We start from the raw sequence: 17482 nt of genomic DNA on the forward strand, positions 1-17482 counted from the left end.
AAACAAGAATTTTGTGCTTCTTACCTGTTAAAATAGGAAAACATATAAATTCTGATATTATCAAAAAGGGCACTAAAAAAGTAAAAACTCTACTTTTTCAGTGCCCTTCCGTCTGTGTTCGAGGAGGCTGATTTCTTCTATCTTTAGGGGAGCATATAAGTAATGCAAAAGTTATTTTTACCCACTAGCAATTACATAAATTCCGCCGCTAGTTGTTCAAATTCTTCTTTTTTTAGCGATAATTCCTGTGAAGCAAGTGATTCTTCTTTAAATCCTTTCACCATCGATTCATAGGACGGTTTTTGTTTGTTTTGGTAAATTAATCCTGTTACAAGGCCATCGTATGTCATTAGTGTATTCATTGCCTTCATACGATTTTCAGGATCATAGTCTTCAACCGTTGATAGTGAGATCAAGTTCTCTTTGAACCAAGCGTACGTGTTGATTTTATTAAAAGTTACACATGGACTAAATACATTGATTAAAGAAAACCCTTTGTGATTCATTCCTTGTTCGATAAGAGACGTTAGTTCTTTTAAATCACTGGAGAAACTTTGAGCAACAAATCCTGCTCCAGAAGCTAAGGCCAGTTCCATCACACTTAAGGATGACTCAATAGATCCCTCTGGTGTGCTTTTTGTTTTGAAGCCCAAGTCACTTCGCGGAGAGGTTTGCCCTTTCGTTAATCCGTATATTTGATTGTCCATCACGATATATGTGACATCAATGTTTCTGCGAATAGCATGGATGGTATGACCCATTCCGATTGCAAAACCATCTCCATCTCCTCCTGAAGCAATAACAGTCAATTCACGGTTTGCCATCTTGACACCTTGAGCAATTGGTAATGACCGTCCGTGGATACCGTGAAGACCGTATGAATTAATATATCCTGAGATTCTGCCTGAACAACCGATGCCTGACACTACCGCTAATTGCTCTGGAATAACACCGACGTTTGCCGCTGCACGTTGTATTGCCGCCTGTACCGAGAAATCACCGCACCCGGGACACCAGTTTGGTTTTACATTATTTCTAAAATCTTTAAACGTCGCCATACTTTAAAGTACCTCCTTACATCTGTTGTGAATCTCTGAAGGTAAAAATGGATTTCCATCATATTTTAAAATGGACTCTACTTTATTTAAACGAGTATTCATTTTCAATAATTGTGCCACTTGACCCGTAGCATTATTTTCAATCACAATGACTTTCTTTGCCTTATCTATCATACTTTCTAACTCATCCGTTGGAAACGGATGTAATAAACGTATTTGTCCGTGGTTTACTTTAACGCCATCTTTTTCAAGCATTGGGATTGCCTCTTGAATCGTTCCTCTAGTAGAGTTAACACCTAAAATTAATACATCTGCATTATCATGTTTTTCGTCTTTTACTACTGGGACTGGGAAATTAGCAATTAACGTATCTAGCTTTCTCATACGCTTATCCATCTGAGCTTTCCTGTTCTCAGGACTTTCTGATGGTTTTCCCTGTTCATTATGCTCTACACCAGTTACATGATGAAGTCCATTAGGCATGCCTGGAATAACTCGTTTGGAAATACCATCTTCTGTAACATCGTAACGCTTGAAGTATACCCCTTTTTCTTGCTCTGGAAGAACTTCTTCAGGATCTAATTTACCCCGACGGATTTCTACTTTTTCAAAATCAAGTGGTTCCACAGTTTGCTTCCCAAGTGAAAGTGCTAAATCTGTCATAAGGATAACCGGCACTTGATACTCTTCTGCGATATTGAATGCTTCAATCGTGTCATAGAATGCTTCTTCCACACTTGAAGGGGCTAACACAACTTTAGGAATTTCACCGTGAGTACCAAATATAACGGCAAAAATATCGGATTGCTCCTGCTTTGTAGGGAGTCCTGTACTCGGACCGCCTCTCTGCGTATCTATTATGACCAATGGTGTCTCTGTCATGCCACTAAGGCCAATTCCCTCCATCATGAGAGACAATCCAGGACCAGCCGAAGCAGTTAATGAGCGAACCCCCGCATAATTTGCACCGATCGCCATGGTACATGCTGCTATTTCATCTTCCGTTTGAATAACCGTACCGCCATAATCGGGTAATTTTCTAATAAGATACTCCATGATTTCAGAAGCTGGTGTTATAGGATATGCTGGCATAAATCTAGCGCCACCAGTTAATGCACCAAGTGCTATCGCATCGTTACCAATCATAAACATACGATGTTTACCGTCTGCTTTTTCTAATGAAAAATCTCCAACGTTTCCGCTAGCTTCTTTCTGGAAATATTCCATCCCTGCTCGAATAGCATCCATGTTCTTTTCCACAACTGTTGCACCTTTTTTGGAAAAAATTTGTTCGACCACTGATTTAAACATCTCTGGATTTAATCCTATCACGGCTGCTGAAGCTCCTACTGCGACCATATTTTTCATCAATGAGGTGCCTAAATCTGTAGCAATTTTAGTGAAAGGAACCGAAAATAACTTTGCATGTGACCCTTCCGGAAGACTAGGTGTAAATTTACTGTCACCTATTACAACTGCTCCCAAACTAAGTTCATGGTGATTTACATCAATCGTTTCTTGGTCAAAAGCAACGAGAATATCTAAGTCATCCGAAATAGAATTCGTTGCCTTTATGCTAACCCTAATTTTATTATTGGTATGTCCACCTTTGATTCTCGAAGAAAAATGGCGGTAACCATATAAAAAATAGCCTTGACGGTTTAGAGCCATTGAAAAAATCTCTCCCGTACTTTCAATACCTTCCCCTTGCTGTCCCCCAACTTTCCATGAAAGTTGATTTATCATTATTCACTACACTCCTTTTCATCTGCACCGGACGTCTTCCCATCTAATACAAGTGATAATCCTTCTATGAATGCGGATACATTCATGTAGTTAGTTAATCTATTATGCTTCCCCTAGTTGCTATATACCTTAAACTACTATTAAATGAGTTTGACACTTCCATTTAATCAGCTCTGGCTAAAGAACATTTTCAATAATGAGCTTGAATCAAGATAAAAGAAGTGTCGCCTCTCATCTTACGTAAGTTTATGTATCTATTTATATTGTAACATAATCTCTGACCTTTCCTAGACGAAAGTTAGAATATTCAATTTTCTTTTTTGGGCATTTAGCTAATCTTTATTCAATGAATAGCCCCACTCATATGGGTTTCTTTCCTATTATGGTTCAAGTGTTTCCACAAAAAAATACCCGACTGAGAATGTCAGGTATTTTTTGATTTATCGGGGCTCAATGATCAACTTAATAGCGGTTCGGTCCTCATTATCGATTTTAATATCTGTAAATGCTGGAATACAAATAAGATCGATACCACTTGGTGCTACAAAACCTCGAGCGATGGCAACTGCTTTCACGGATTGGTTTAATGCACCTGCCCCAATTGCTTGAATTTCTGCGTGTCCTCTTTCTCTAATGACTCCGGCTAATGCACCAGCTACAGAATTTGGATTGGATTTTGCTGAAACTTTTAGTATTTCCATTTCAGAACCTCCTTTTGGAATTGTTGTTCAATCGATTGCCAAACATCAAGTTAGCACCATGGGATTTGAAATTAATCGCTCTTTCTTTGATCAACCTATCAAAAAAGGAATGTCTTACACTTTACCTCTTTCTGTATATATTCGAAACCTCAAATTATATACATCATGTCCCTAATCAAAAAAGGGCCGGTCCTCATTAATGCTAATACGTTGAATATTTAAAGCCTTTCCAGACTGGTTATCGAGCTCAACAACTACTCCATTTAACTGTTCCCGTCCTGTTGTTACCTCAAACCTAGCAGGTAAGTTTGTTAGAAATCGATTAATGATGACATTTCGGTCCATCCCTAAAATACCATCCAAAGGTCCGGTCATACCAACGTCCGTAATGTAAGCTGTACCATTTGGCAGAATGCGTTCATCAGCAGTTTGAACGTGTGTATGCGTTCCAACTACAGTAGAAACCTTGCCATCCAAAAACCAACCTATGGCTAGCTTTTCACTCGTTGCTTCTGCATGAAAATCAACAAATATAAAGGGAGTTTCTTGTCTTACTTCTTCTACAATCGCTTCTAATTTCCTAAATGGACAATCGATAGGTGGTAAAAAAGTTCTCCCTTGAGCATTAATAACAGCTACCTTTTTATTACCGACTTTTTTAATTACATATCCCTTACCGGGGTTTCCTTCGGGGAAGTTTGCTGGTCTTATCATATTCGATGCTGATTCATCCTCTATAAAATCAAATATTTCTTTTTTATCCCACGTATGATTTCCCATTGTTACAACGTCTACACCTAGTTGAATAAAATCGTGATAAATTTTACCCGTAATTCCTTTCCCACTTGCTGCATTTTCTCCATTTACAATCGTAAGATCAGGACGGTATTTCGATTTTAACTTCGGTAAGTATTCTCTCAGCGCTGATCTACCTGGAGAGCCAACAATATCTCCTATAAATAATATTTTCATTTTCAATCCCTCATTTTTTCATTATGTAATCATATAGTTTAGTCGAAAATTCATTACGTATCAAATATAGTGAAAAACTAATTTTTGTACATTTAAGATTTCCAGTCTCTCGCACACAAACACATATGTAAATTTTATTTGAACCCAATCATTGTGATTTCAAGAAAAGTTGCATAGCGGTTTTTGATATGTGCACATTAAAGAGAACTCTTTATTTACATTTTCATCTTTTAAAAAGGAAAAAAAGTGGTATAAAATACCACTTTATTTCGCATACTCAACAGCCCTTGTTTCACGGATCACAGTAACTTTAATGTGCCCAGGGTAATCAAGTTCATCTTCAATTTTTTTCGTTATATCACGAGCAAGTTTATACGAATCTTCATCCGTAATATAATCAGGCTTCACCATAATTCGAACCTCACGGCCAGCTTGGATAGCATATGTTTTCTCCACGCCCTCGAAAGATTCAGAGATCTCTTCAAGTTTTTCCAAACGTTTAATGTAGGTTTCCAATGTTTCTCTTCTCGCACCAGGTCTTGCTGCTGATAAAGCATCAGCTGCAGCTACCAATGTCGAGATAACAGATGTCGCCTCTGTGTCTCCATGGTGAGAGGCAATACTATTTATAACAATTGGATGTTCTTTGTATTTCGTTCCTAACTCAACACCTATTTCAACGTGGCTACCTTCTACTTCATGGTCAATTGCTTTACCAAGATCATGAAGGAGACCGGCACGTCTTGCCATTTGAACGTCTTCCCCTAATTCTGCTGCCATGATGCCCGATAAATGAGCAACTTCTACAGAATGCTTAAGGACATTTTGCCCATAACTTGTGCGAAATTTCAAACGACCTAAGATCTTAATTAAATCGGGATGTAAATTATGAATTCCCATTTCGAATGTCGTTTGTTCCCCATACTCTCGAATTAATTCATCCACTTCTCTTCTTGCTTTATCCACTGTTTCCTCAATTCTTGCTGGGTGAATTCGGCCGTCCTGGACAAGTTTTTCAAGAGCAGTTTTTGCAATTTCCCTTCGTATAGGATCAAAACCAGAAAGGATAACTGCTTCAGGAGTGTCATCGATTATTAAATCGATTCCTGTTAATGTTTCTAATGCACGAATATTTCGGCCTTCTCGGCCAATAATTCGACCTTTCATTTCATCGTTTGGTAAACTAACAACAGAAACAGTAGTTTCCGCAACATGATCAGCAGCACATCGTTGAATCGATAAAGAAAGAATTTCTTTCGCTTTCTTATCTGCTTCTTCCTTCGCTCGCGTAACAGATTCTTTTATAAAAACTGCCTTTTCATGTGCCAACTCATCTTCCATTGTCTTCATAATAATTGCTCTTGCTTCATCTTTCGTAAAAGCAGAGATTCTTTCTAATTCTAGCTTTTGTTCTTGTAATGATTCCTCGACTTTGCTATTCATCTCGTCGATTTCATGCTGACGTTTCGACAATTGCTCTTCTCGTTTTTCAAGAGTAACTTCCTTTTTGTCCAACGTTTCACTTTTTCGATCCAATACTTCTTCTTTTTGAACTAATCGATTTTCTTGTTTTTGAATATCGTTCCGACGATCACGAACTTCTTTTTCAGCATCCATTCGAAGCTTATGAGCTTCGTCTTTTGCTTCAAGAATTGCTTCTTTTCTGCTCGAGTCCGCTTCGCGTTTAGCATCGTCAATCGTATGCTTCGCCAATGCTTCTGCACTCGATATTTTTGCTTCTGCGAGTGATTTACGGACGAAATATCCAACTAGAAAAAAGATTACTACAGTGAATAGCAAAATGAGGATTTGTACGATCAGACTATCCAAGACTGATTCACCTCCTCATGCTATTTCTCGGTGGAACTAAATTTCAAATTTCTTTACATGTTCATCCATTCATAAATAAAGCATTTCATACATCCAAATACGACTTTAAGAAAAAAATCGTAAAATGCAGTATTCTCACTAATTGTATGCTTCATACTCAATAATGTCAAGCATTGGTAAGGGTTCTAAGACCTATTTTTTACATCTGAGGGTAACCCAAAGGAGTCCCGAAAAATAACCGGAACTCCTCCTGTTTTTTCATTATTTTAAATCTAATGGTAGGTCTGCTTCTTCATCAACCTCTTCTGGAACGGGAACATCTTTTGGCTTGACTAGCCCATGATGCTCACGGATTTGTTTTTCAATGTCTGCAGTAATTTCAACATTTTCTTTCAAAAACTGCTTGGCATTTTCCCGGCCTTGTCCCATTCGCTCACTGTTAAAGGAATACCATGCACCACTTTTTTGAACGATATCCAATTCTGACCCGATATCTAGGATCGATCCTTCTCTTGAAATACCAAGTCCGTACATGATATCAACCTCTGCTACTTTGAACGGAGGAGCAACTTTGTTTTTTACTACTTTAATTTTCGTTTTATTCCCTACCATATCATTTCCTTGCTTAAGTGTTTCTGCACGACGGACTTCAAGTCTTACCGAAGCATAAAACTTAAGTGCTCGCCCCCCTGGAGTAGTCTCCGGGTTACCAAACATGACCCCAACCTTTTCACGGATTTGGTTAATAAAGATAACGATTGTTTTCGATTTGCTAACCGCGCCCGAAAGTTTTCGTAAAGCTTGAGACATGAGACGTGCCTGTAAACCAACGTGTGAATCTCCCATTTCCCCTTCAATTTCAGCTTTCGGCACTAGCGCTGCAACCGAGTCAACAACTACGATATCAACAGCCCCACTTCGAACTAGTGCTTCAGCAATCTCTAAACCTTGCTCTCCAGTATCAGGCTGCGACAAAAGTAGATTGTCAATATTAACGCCTAAATTTTGGGCATAAACAGGATCTAATGCGTGTTCTGCATCGATAAAAGCGGCTTGTCCACCATTTCCTTGAACTGCAGAAATAGCGTGCAAAGAAACGGTCGTCTTACCTGATGATTCAGGACCATATATTTCAATTACTCTTCCTCTTGGATAGCCACCTATTCCTAAAGCAATGTCTAATGCTAATGAGCCACTTGAAATGGTCGATACACGATGCTCCGGTTGCTCACCCAGCTTCATAATAGATCCTTTACCAAATTGTTTTTCAATTTGTTTTAACGCCATATCTAATGCTTGTTTACGATCTGACATTCTACAATCTCTCCTTCATCTATTTAAAAATTTTACTATCATCCTTGAATTCTATCTTATCCTATTTAAACACACTTGCCACCATTTTTACAAACATTCGTTCGCTTTTTCATTTTACAAATAAAAAACCGCCTCGTCAATAGATAAGGCGGATTCTATTTTAATTATTTTCTTTTAGGTCTCGGTTTTGCCGGCTCCAGATTAATTCTGGCACCACTGACTCTCGAGTATTTTAACCCTTCGTACACAAACGGTGCTACTTCTTCTGGCACTTCCAAGAACGTAAAGTTTTCAAAGATATCTACTCTCCCGACAGATTTCGGATTCACTCCGACAAGACGTGATACTTCATCGACTAATTTTTTCGGTGTCAAATCTACATTACGCCCAACGTTGATAAAGAAACGGGTCATTCCTTTTTGAGCTCCTGTCTCGCCAAAGTTATACCCATCGTCATTCATATCATCACGGCTGTAGAAGGCAAGTTTCATTAAAGCGGTAACCACTTTTTCCGCAGGATATTGGTCTAGTAAATCTGTAACAACACTATCATACAAACTCTCTTCCTCTTCATCGTTTTCAATTAAATCGATGATTTGACCTTTCCACACATGTTGTTGTTTTTCCACTACCTCTTCCACTGAAGGTAAACTTTGTGCAGGAATATTCATCTTAATTTGTGACTCAATAGAACGTAAATGTTTCATTTCTCTTGGTGTAACAAGCGTTAACGCAATACCATCTCTTCCGGCTCTACCCGTTCGTCCGATTCTATGGACATAACTCTCCGGATCTTGAGGGATGTCATAGTTGATCACGTGCGTAACATTTTGAACATCTATTCCCCTAGCAGCAACGTCAGTTGCAATTAGAAATTCAATTGCTCCATCACGAAACTTTTTCATGACCATATCACGCTGCGATTGAGATAAGTCTCCGTGAAGTCCATCTGCCATATACCCTCTTGCTTGAAGTGCTTCGGTTAATTCTGCTACACCTTTTTTAGTTCTGCAAAAGATAATTCCTAATTCGATCGTTTCACTATCAATAACTCGGCATAAAGAATCTAATTTATTTTTCTCAAGTACTTTATAATAGACTTGATTAATTGAAGGCGCAGTAACGTCTCCTTTGCTAATCGTAATTTGCTTAGGATTTTTCATGTATTTGTTAGAAAGTTTGCGAATTGCCGGAGGCATTGTCGCTGAAAACAGCATCGTTTGTCGATCACTGTTCACTTGCTTAAGAATCTTTTCAATATCCTCAACAAAACCCATATCAAGCATTTCATCCGCTTCATCCAAAATAAGCGTATGAACTTTTTGTAATTTTAAAGTACCACGATTCAGGTGATCTAAAATTCTTCCAGGTGTTCCGACAACTATTTCCACACCTCTATTCAAGGACTTGATCTGATGCCCAATAGATTGCCCCCCGTATACAGGTAAAGTCTGAACATGCATAAATTTAGAAAGTTTTTGTAATTCTCCTGCTACTTGAATCGCCAATTCTCGTGTAGGAGTTAAAATAAGCGATTGAACATGCTTTTCCTTCGTTAAATGCTCTAACAACGGAATTCCAAATGCTGCAGTCTTACCTGTTCCTGTTTGTGCTTGTCCAATGACATCTTGATTTTTTAGTATTTCAGGAATAATTTTTTCCTGAATAGGTGATGGAGCTTCGAACCCCATATCTTTTATTGCTCTTTGTAACTCATCAGAAATTTCAAACTCTTCGAATTTCATCATTATTCATCCACCTTTTCCTTACTAAGTTCATGTAGAAGATAATAAAAACCATGCTTTGCAGCTCTTTCACGTATATTTTTTCGGCTACCTGCTAATTGTAATTTAAACACTTCTACATTGTCATTTACTGCTATTCCAATGTAAACTAGACCTGCACTCTTGCCCTCCAAAGAATCAGGACCTGCAACACCTGTAAAACTGATACCAACATCTGTTTTAAGTAGTTTCTTTACATTCAAAGCAAGAAGTTCAGCACACCTTTTACTCACTGCGCCTTCTTTGGTTAATACTTCTTGCGGTACAGATAATTGAGCTTCCTTCACTGCATTACTATAACATATGATTGCACCCTTAAAAACTGAGGACGATCCAGCAACTTCGGTTAAAGTACTAGAGAAATCCCCTCCTGTCAGGCTCTCTGCTGCTCCGATTGACAACTTTAATTCTTGAAGTCGGTCAACCACTATACCATGCAACTGTGCCTCTCCTTCACCATAAAAATAGGGAGATACACGACTGACAATCTTTTGCTTCAATTCTTCCAGTTTTAGTTCGTTTTCACTCGCATCCGTGCCTTTCACCGTTAACCTTAATGTAACTTCTCCACCTGAAGCTAGAGGCGCTACAGTTGGATTTGTTTGCGATTCAATAATGTCATCAATTTCGTGAACCAATTGCGATTCCCCAATATTAAAAAAACGTAACACTTTTGATTGAATTTGATCTTTTGTATGTAATTCCTGTTGTAGAAATGGCCCAGTATATCTTTCAAACATTGGAATCATCTCTGTAGGTGGTCCTGGAAGAAGAATTACTTTCTTCCCGGATACATCTACTGCCATACCACAGGCCAAGCCATGATCGTTAGGAAATACGTAAGAACCTTGGATTATTAACGCTTGTTTCAGGTTATTTTCCGTCATTTTCTTTTCGCGTCCAGCAAAATATGCATGAAGTCTTGCTTCTGTATTCTCGTCATATACGAGTTCCCTACCTGTAACTTTGGCTAGGATTTCTTTCGTTATATCATCTTTTGTCGGTCCTAAACCACCAGTGAGGATAAGTAAATCGGATCTCTCTAGTGCAGTTTCTACTGTTTTTTCCAAGCGAGCTTCATTATCCCCCACAACAACATGGTGATAGACATCAATCCCAAGTTTTGAAAGTTCTGAGGATAAAAATGTAGCATTTGAATTTTCGATCTGCCCTAGCAGTAGCTCCGAACCTACAGCGATAATTTCTGCATTCATGTTGTAATCATCCTTCCCATACCATCACATTGATTTATTCAAGACATGTTTATTTTTCACAAAATAATCTATGCCGGATAGTACTGTTAGAATGACTGCGACATATACCATTATCGTTGCAAAAGGAAAATTCATGAGTTCAAAAATCATGTTATGCAGTAGGAGTGCTGCTGCTGCAATGATTTGGCTTACTGTTTTCCATTTCCCCCAAGTACTTGCAGCAATAACCTCACCTTCGCCTGAAGCGACAAGTCTTAACCCGGTCACAGCAAACTCTCTACTTAAGACCACAATAGCTGCCCAAGCAGGGAACATGTCCAAACCAACAAGAGAAACAAAAGCAGCTGTAATAAGCAATTTGTCTGCTAACGGATCGAGAAACTTCCCCATGTTTGTTACTAAATTATGTTTTCTCGCATAGTAACCATCAAGCCAATCTGTTGCACTGGCAATGATAAAAATGATGGCAGCAACGAAATGGTGAACGGGAATATCCGCACCTAATATACTCCAAACTCCCCAGTTGAATGGAACAAGCAAAAACACCATAAAAAGAGGGATTAATATAATCCGTGATATTGTAATTTGATTTGGAATGTTCACGAGAATCCTCCTATCTGCTTCATTTTATTATGTAAATATATTCTGGACCTTTTCAATTTTATCAAAAAGACAGGCGTAATGCGAATACTAACGATTCTGATTTTTCTTTAATAGCCAAAAGGGATGAATCAAGGCCAAAGCAGACCATATGACACACCCCAATACAAACAATATGAAAAATATCTCATAAGAAAAACGCAAAGCGTCTTTTGTTAAATACAGCGTGAGCTTTCGCCACCAACATTTAAGCATCATTCAAGCCCTCTGTTCAAAAGCATACATCTCTTAAAATGAAGAATATTATAAACTTTTCAGCTTGCAAAAAAGCACTGAAAAAGTGCAAATCGACTTTTTCAGTACTTTTCTCTTAATACTGAATTATTTTTTGATTACGATTCTAACTCCACTTCAACATATTGTCGAACCCCTGCATCGTCGTTTTGATACTCCAATAGCTCATCGTTAATATAAATATCAGCTGTTGTTACGTTTCCAAGATTAAAAATAATGTGTGATTCATCTGAGACGTCTAAAGAAACAGTATCACCTTGAGTATGCGGTCCTTCATGAAGACTATCGCCATCCGAATTAGAAATTCCGATCCAACTGTCTCCCGCGACTTCTATGCGAATCTCAAAGCTGTCCGTGCCTGAAAGTTGGTAGAAAGAACGATTACCCTCTATTGAGTCTAAAGTCATTGACTGAGCTACTTCTTCTTCCTCTTCTTCATTATTCTCTACACTGTTTGCATTATTCTCATTTTCACTACCGTTGGCAGCGCTGCTATCTTCTTCACTACTAGCATTACTCACTGCTTCTTCATTCCCGTCGACGGTTTCATTCTCCTCGTTGACGGAATCAGTGATTTCAAGAGACGGCTGCTCCTGTTGTTGTTCTCTCGGAACAGATGCATCATCACTATTGCCTTGATTGAAAAGCCAGATTCCACATGCAATAACTAAAAGAAAAATTACAAGCACAATCGTAGGGATGAACGATGCAAAACGAGATTTACGCCTCACTGTTCTAGGTTTTGAACGATTTACTCTTGGCGGAAGATCGACCCGTTCTCTCTTGGGTTGAGGTAATTCCTCCTTGTGCTCATCAAAAATCATATCAGGATCTAAACCTACTGCTTCTGAGTAGCTTTTCACAAAAGCTCTGGCATAAAATTCACCTGGCATCTTTGAAAAGTTACCTTCTTCTATTGCCATTAAATAACGCTTTTGTATTTTTGTGACTTTTTGCATTTCCTCTAGCGTATAACCTTTTTCTTCTCTAGCTGACTTTAGTCTAATTCCTAGTTCTGACATTTAAACACCCACTAACTACCTGATATCAAAGGATGAGAAGCCTGATTCTACAGCCTCGTATGTAATTTCTTCGTTCTCATCACTTCGAAGTTCAATGATATAATCAAAATCTTTTAAAGTATATTCCGTTTCCCTAATAAATATATCAGGGTGCTCTACAACTTTTGTTGCAGGAAGTCTCATCATTTCCGATACAAGCATTTGATGCCTTTCTGACGCTCTCATTGTAGACACGATTCCATCAATAATATAAATATGATGTTCTGACATTTCATCATCGGCAAGTTGACTGCGTATTGTCTGTTTTAAAAGAGTGGAGGATAAAAAAGACCACCTTTTGTTCGCACAGACACTTGCAGCGACAACAGACTCTGTTTTGCCGACACGCGGCATTCCACGAATACCAATTAGGCGATGACCATCTTTTTTAAACAATTCCGCCATGAAATCCACCAGGATTCCAAGTTCTTCACGTGTAAAGCGAAATGTTTTTTTTTCATCCTCATCCCGCTCAATATAACGACCATGCATAACAGCTAATCTGTCGCGAAGCTTTGGTTGGCGGATTTTACGTAACGTGATCACATCCATCGTTTCAAGAATCAATCTTAGTCGCATGATAGCTTCATCATTAACACTTTTAATTAACATTCCTCTTCGACGGTGCTCAACACCATTAATTGTAACAATATTTATATGGAGCATTCCCAATAAAGAAGCAATTTCACCAAGTAGCCCTGGTCGATTTTCATGGATTTGATATTCCATGTACCACTCTTTTTGTTCCATTGGTAACTCCCTTCGTTTAGTTTAGCATATGTCTCTTGCTATCATAATAGATTTTTTTCATCTTTAAAAGGGATTTATGAAAATCCGGGATAATTCCTTCAGGTTTTAGGCAATATTTCCAAAAATAATTGAAAAATGTGGGAAACTATGTGAAACAATATAAATATATTGGCAATTTCGATAAAGAGAAAGAGCACCGTCATAGAGACGATGCTAGAAAAGCTCTTCTTATTCACTCTATTTTTGTACAAGTTTTACCATCATATTAGCTATTGCATGTTGTTCTTCTTCAGATGCAACAGACCACATATCGGCTAACACTTGCTCTTGCTCATTCTTTGGTTGTACTTCATCAGCTAAATATTCTCCAACTTGATAAGCTACCTCTGAGACAGTTGACTGATCCATTCCATCACTTTGACCTTGATCAAGTTTGCCGCCTAAGAAGTCTTTCCATTGATCCCAATGATCTAATACAGACATGCTTCATTCCTCCTTTTTGTTATCTTCGTGTTTATTTTCTCACGAAAGAAGAATATTATTCACACCTGTAAAAGATTCGTTTAACAATACCAAGCACCGTTAAGCCGGAGTATATGTCCATTCATATAAGTCATTTCGGGCGATATCAGAAATTCTACCGCTACCGCTACTTCCCTTGCCTCACCTATGCGACCTGCAGGTATACTATTCTCCAGATGCTCCATTTCCTCCAGCGTATACTCATCTAACATTTTTGTTTTTATGGCACCTGGTGCGATACCGTTTACTTGAATTCCACTAGGTGCTACTTCTTTAGCTAATGCTTTCACAAATGCATTCTGTCCGCCTTTAATCATTGAGTATGACACCTCATTCGAAGCTCCAGTTTCGCCCCAAATAGAAGTAATAAAGATTATTTTTCCTTTTTTGTTTGAAATCATCGCCGGTAAGAACTCTTTTGTAATCATCGATGGTGTGATAAGACCAATAGCCATTTCCGTAGCCAGTTCGTCTTGTGAAATGTCTTGTAATAACCCGGAGTTTGACACTCCAGCATTATGAACAATGACCTCTGGAGTAATGGATAGTGATTGGATAATACTTATTGTTTCTGTTGCATCAGCAAAATCTGCTTGAAATATTTTGCAATTGCTCTTATACGTTTTCTCTATTTCCAGTAAAAGTTTATCCATTGCGGATCTATTTTTATGATAGTGGAGAATTAAGTCATAGCCTGCCTTTGCAAGTCTAATACTAATCTCATGACCAATATCCCCACTGGCACCGGAAATAAATGCTACAGGTCTAGTCATTACTATTCGTGCTATCCTCACTTTTAACAATACATTGACTCATCTGAGTATCCAACGTGAAATGCTCTTTCATCGTTTCTTTTAATTGCTCTAAAGTTAATGACTCAAGCATAGGGATTACATGAAATAGATCCATATCATTAAAACGATAACGGGTAAATTGGTTTGCAATAAATTCAGGAGAGTTCATCGCCTTTAGGAAATATCCGATTTTCTTTTTTCGAATTCTATCTATTGCTTCTTGGTCAATAGGCTGTTCAATAAAATCTTTTACCATCTCTTCAATTCGGGAAGCTAATAGTTCTGGGTCATTGGAATCTCCACCGATGACAGAAAAACCAAATCCTTGCTCTGCTGTATAATCAAAACTAAAGCTATCATCAATTAATCCTTCTTCATAAAGGCTTTGATAATTTGTTGAACTTTGTCCAAACATCATTTCCAGAACTAACTGTAACGATAACTCATGTCTTAAAAGGTCTTCACCGCTTCTATTTGGATTTTTATCCTTAATACCTACTAAACATTTCCCTGTATTAACTGGCATAGGAATAACTTTTTTCTTTGTACTAACTTCTGAAGATTCCGATTCAAAAAAGCGTTTAATCTCTTCAGGTTTTGCGAACGTTTTTGCTTTTTGATTGTTTTTCACTTGTTCCATCACTTCATCAGGGACTACATTTCCAACGATAAATAAAACCATGTTACTAGGATGATAAAATGTTTCATAACATGTATATAGTAATTCTTTCGTTGTTTTCATAATTGAGTCTACTGTCCCTGCAATATCAATAGAAACAGGATGATTTTGGTACATTGCTGTCAACAAACCAAAGAAATTTTGCCAATCCGGATTATCTTCATACATCTTAATTTCCTGTTCAATAATTCCTTTTTCTTTTTCAACAGATTCATCTGTAAAATAAGGTTTCTGAACAAAATTCATTAATGTTTCAAGATTATCTTTTACATTCATCGTACTTGAAAATAAATAAGCTGTTCTCGTAAAGCTAGTAAATGCATTTGCCGATGCGCCTTGTTTACTGAACTGTTGGAATACATCGCCTTCTTCGTCATCGAACATTTTATGCTCTAAAAAGTGAGCAATACCATCTGGTACTCGTGTCTTTTCATCTTTACCAAGAGGAGTAAAATGATTATCGATAGATCCGTATTTAGTTGTAAACGTTGCAAATGTTTTATTAAACCCTTTTTTAGGCAAAACATACACCTGCAGACCGTTAGATAGTTCTTCCGCATAAAGCGTCTCTTGTAATTGATCAAATGTAAGCTTACTCATTTGCAGATTCCTCCTTTCCCTTTAAAAAATAAGTGGTATCCAGTTGAATTTTTGATGCGACCTGTACGATATCTTCTTTCGTCACTTCGTCTATTCTAGTCATCCATTCCTCTAAGGGAATTCTTCCGACCCCTACTTCATTTTGATATTCCAACTCAATTCTTCCACGTGGCGAATCCATTGTTTCAAGGATTTGATTTTTAAATACAGCTTTTGTTTGCTCTATGTCTTCCTCTGTAAACTCACCGTTTTGCATGTCTTCCATCTGCTTGAAAATGATACTAGTTGCTTCATCGTATTTATTTGATTCAATACCAGCCATTACGATTAATAGACCTTTCATACTTTCAATCCGGGATGCTGCATAATAAGCAAGAGATGCTTTTTCACGAACATTTATGAAAAGTTTCGAATGAGAAAAACCGCCGAATATACCGTTGAATAATTGTAAGGCAAAGTACTCCTGGTCTCCGTATGTAACATTAGTCCGGTAACCTAAATGAAGTTTACCTTGCTGTATTTCTTGTTCTTCAACAACTTCGCGCGGCTCTCTTGATTGCTGGTTTGCACTAGAATCTGGGGAGTTATTATTAGTATTAGTTGTTGTTTCATTGCGAGTGATCATAAAATACTTTTCAATCATTTCTTTTAAATCGTCATGGTTCATATCGCCCATAATATAAAAATCTATTTGATCATTTTGCAACACTTGCTGATAATATTCAAACAGGTTTTTACTGTCTATAGCATCTAAATCTTTTTCTTCCCCTAATACGTGAAGACCAAAAGGTTCGTTCTTACACATTTCTTCTGTCAATCGTTTGTTAGCAAATCTCATTTTATCATCAAAAATAGACGCAATTTTTTGGCGATGCGTTCTTATTTCGTCCGAGAGTATTTTATCATCAAATTGATTATTTGATATTTTTGGATGAAGAAAGACTGAAGAAAGCAATTTTAAGCCTTGTTCCATTAAAGGCGTGTTATCTTTTAAGAATTTTTCGTTTGCAATATCCATTCGGAATGACATAATCTGATTTTCACCTTTTTTTACAATATCACCTTGCAAAGAAGCACCATAGAGATCTTCTAAAGCACTTCGCAGAGCCAATCTTGTTGGATAATCCTCCGATCCACTTTGTAAAACTTGAGGCAGAATAGCCCTTTTGGTTACCGTGTCTTTCGCTAATGGGGCTTTCAATTGGATGACAAATGTATTCGTTTTAAATGTGGTTGATGGAATATAATGCACATTTATGCTTCCAGATTGGAAATGAATCACTGGTTCTTGGTTCATATAAATTACCTCCCTCTAATTACTAATACTATTCCTTAAAATGAACTGATTATGTTATTTCATACTCTTTAATTGTACTTAACAGACCAATAATTAGCAAAAAATTCATATTTTCCATGAAAATACTAGCTATTTTTATAAAACAACAAAAAATAAGCAATAAATCGAGATGTGATCACCCGTTCAAGAAAAACTCTCAACAGATAATCACACTTCGGTTCATTACTTACTAAAAAGAGGAAATCCAACACTTTTATTTTGTTCGT

15 protein-coding genes are annotated in these 17482 nt (G+C 37.6%); all 15 read right to left on the reverse strand.

Annotation, left to right across the window (positions count from 1 at the left end; all coding sequences use genetic code 11):
• Positions 1–191: 191 nt before the first annotated feature.
• The 15 genes from CEF18_RS09785 to yfmF all read right to left on the reverse strand — a co-directional run bounded on the left by CEF18_RS09785 (position 192) and on the right by yfmF (position 17216).
• Complete coding sequence (locus CEF18_RS09785) at positions 192–1058, reverse strand: 2-oxoacid:ferredoxin oxidoreductase subunit beta (RefSeq protein ID WP_110936291.1); 867 nt, start codon at positions 1056–1058, stop codon at positions 192–194.
• A gap of 3 nt (positions 1059–1061) precedes the next feature.
• The gene (locus CEF18_RS09790) at positions 1062–2804 is read right to left on the reverse strand and encodes a 2-oxoacid:acceptor oxidoreductase subunit alpha (RefSeq protein WP_110936292.1); all 1743 of its coding nucleotides are present in this window, start codon (positions 2802–2804) and stop codon (positions 1062–1064) included.
• Positions 2805–3244: 440 nt separating this feature from the next.
• A complete protein-coding gene (locus tag CEF18_RS09795) occupies positions 3245–3505 on the reverse strand; it encodes a stage V sporulation protein S (RefSeq protein ID WP_110936293.1) in 261 nt (86 codons plus the stop codon).
• Positions 3506–3676: 171 nt separating this feature from the next.
• Complete coding sequence (locus CEF18_RS09800) at positions 3677–4477, reverse strand: TIGR00282 family metallophosphoesterase (RefSeq protein WP_110936294.1); 801 nt, start codon at positions 4475–4477, stop codon at positions 3677–3679.
• A 264-nt stretch (positions 4478–4741) separates the two neighbouring features.
• A complete protein-coding gene (rny, locus tag CEF18_RS09805; protein ID WP_110936295.1) occupies positions 4742–6307 on the reverse strand; it encodes a ribonuclease Y in 1566 nt (521 codons plus the stop codon).
• A gap of 261 nt (positions 6308–6568) precedes the next feature.
• Positions 6569–7621: a recombinase RecA gene (gene recA, locus CEF18_RS09810; protein WP_110936296.1), complete on the reverse strand. Its 1053-nt coding sequence runs from the start codon at positions 7619–7621 to the stop codon at positions 6569–6571.
• Positions 7622–7785: 164 nt separating this feature from the next.
• Positions 7786–9369 carry a DEAD/DEAH box helicase gene (locus tag CEF18_RS09815; protein ID WP_110936297.1) on the reverse strand — a complete coding sequence of 528 codons (1584 nt, stop codon included), beginning with the start codon at positions 9367–9369 and terminating at the stop codon, positions 7786–7788.
• The gene (locus tag CEF18_RS09820; protein ID WP_110936298.1) at positions 9369–10619 is read right to left on the reverse strand and encodes a competence/damage-inducible protein A; all 1251 of its coding nucleotides are present in this window, start codon (positions 10617–10619) and stop codon (positions 9369–9371) included. The genes CEF18_RS09815 and CEF18_RS09820 overlap by 1 nt, the downstream gene beginning before the upstream one ends.
• Positions 10620–10643: 24 nt before the next feature.
• On the reverse strand, positions 10644–11222 hold the full coding sequence (gene pgsA, locus CEF18_RS09825) for a CDP-diacylglycerol--glycerol-3-phosphate 3-phosphatidyltransferase (RefSeq protein ID WP_110936299.1): 579 nt from the start codon (positions 11220–11222) through the stop codon (positions 10644–10646).
• A 389-nt stretch (positions 11223–11611) separates the two neighbouring features.
• Positions 11612–12535 carry a helix-turn-helix domain-containing protein gene (locus CEF18_RS09830; RefSeq protein ID WP_110936300.1) on the reverse strand — a complete coding sequence of 308 codons (924 nt, stop codon included), beginning with the start codon at positions 12533–12535 and terminating at the stop codon, positions 11612–11614.
• Positions 12536–12550: 15 nt separating this feature from the next.
• Positions 12551–13324: a YmfK family protein gene (locus CEF18_RS09835; protein WP_110936301.1), complete on the reverse strand. Its 774-nt coding sequence runs from the start codon at positions 13322–13324 to the stop codon at positions 12551–12553.
• 237 nt (positions 13325–13561) lie between these two features.
• Positions 13562–13807, reverse strand: coding sequence for a DUF3243 domain-containing protein (locus CEF18_RS09840; RefSeq protein WP_110936302.1), 246 nt, complete (start codon positions 13805–13807; stop codon positions 13562–13564).
• Positions 13808–13887: 80 nt separating this feature from the next.
• Positions 13888–14619 carry an elongation factor P 5-aminopentanone reductase gene (gene ymfI, locus CEF18_RS09845; RefSeq protein ID WP_110936303.1) on the reverse strand — a complete coding sequence of 244 codons (732 nt, stop codon included), beginning with the start codon at positions 14617–14619 and terminating at the stop codon, positions 13888–13890.
• The gene (yfmH, locus tag CEF18_RS09850) at positions 14612–15919 is read right to left on the reverse strand and encodes an EF-P 5-aminopentanol modification-associated protein YfmH (protein WP_110936304.1); all 1308 of its coding nucleotides are present in this window, start codon (positions 15917–15919) and stop codon (positions 14612–14614) included. Before yfmH ends, ymfI begins: the two co-directional genes overlap by 8 nt.
• Positions 15912–17216 carry an EF-P 5-aminopentanol modification-associated protein YfmF gene (gene yfmF / locus CEF18_RS09855; protein ID WP_110936305.1) on the reverse strand — a complete coding sequence of 435 codons (1305 nt, stop codon included), beginning with the start codon at positions 17214–17216 and terminating at the stop codon, positions 15912–15914. Before yfmF ends, yfmH begins: the two co-directional genes overlap by 8 nt.
• Between the last annotated feature and the right edge of the window lie 266 nt (positions 17217–17482).

Source organism: Salipaludibacillus neizhouensis (assembly GCF_002886185.1).
Taxonomy (GTDB): domain Bacteria; phylum Bacillota; class Bacilli; order Bacillales; family Salisediminibacteriaceae; genus Salipaludibacillus; species Salipaludibacillus neizhouensis.

Excerpts from the sequence above, each read along its gene's own strand:
- CEF18_RS09785 (WP_110936291.1), bottom strand. The coding sequence starts at position 1,058 with ATGGCGACGTTTAAAGATTTTAGAAATAATGTAAAACCAAACTGGTGT.
- CEF18_RS09790 (WP_110936292.1), bottom strand. The coding sequence starts at position 2,804 with ATGATAAATCAACTTTCATGGAAAGTTGGGGGACAGCAAGGGGAAGGT.
- CEF18_RS09795 (WP_110936293.1), bottom strand. The coding sequence starts at position 3,505 with ATGGAAATACTAAAAGTTTCAGCAAAATCCAATCCAAATTCTGTAGCT.
- CEF18_RS09800 (WP_110936294.1), bottom strand. The coding sequence starts at position 4,477 with ATGAAAATATTATTTATAGGAGATATTGTTGGCTCTCCAGGTAGATCA.
- recA (WP_110936296.1), bottom strand. The coding sequence starts at position 7,621 with ATGTCAGATCGTAAACAAGCATTAGATATGGCGTTAAAACAAATTGAA.
- CEF18_RS09815 (WP_110936297.1), bottom strand. The coding sequence starts at position 9,369 with ATGATGAAATTCGAAGAGTTTGAAATTTCTGATGAGTTACAAAGAGCA.
- CEF18_RS09820 (WP_110936298.1), bottom strand. The coding sequence starts at position 10,619 with ATGAATGCAGAAATTATCGCTGTAGGTTCGGAGCTACTGCTAGGGCAG.
- CEF18_RS09830 (WP_110936300.1), bottom strand. The coding sequence starts at position 12,535 with ATGTCAGAACTAGGAATTAGACTAAAGTCAGCTAGAGAAGAAAAAGGT.
- CEF18_RS09835 (WP_110936301.1), bottom strand. The coding sequence starts at position 13,324 with ATGGAACAAAAAGAGTGGTACATGGAATATCAAATCCATGAAAATCGA.
- CEF18_RS09840 (WP_110936302.1), bottom strand. The coding sequence starts at position 13,807 with ATGTCTGTATTAGATCATTGGGATCAATGGAAAGACTTCTTAGGCGGC.
- ymfI (WP_110936303.1), bottom strand. The coding sequence starts at position 14,619 with ATGACTAGACCTGTAGCATTTATTTCCGGTGCCAGTGGGGATATTGGT.
- yfmH (WP_110936304.1), bottom strand. The coding sequence starts at position 15,919 with ATGAGTAAGCTTACATTTGATCAATTACAAGAGACGCTTTATGCGGAA.
- yfmF (WP_110936305.1), bottom strand. The coding sequence starts at position 17,216 with ATGAACCAAGAACCAGTGATTCATTTCCAATCTGGAAGCATAAATGTG.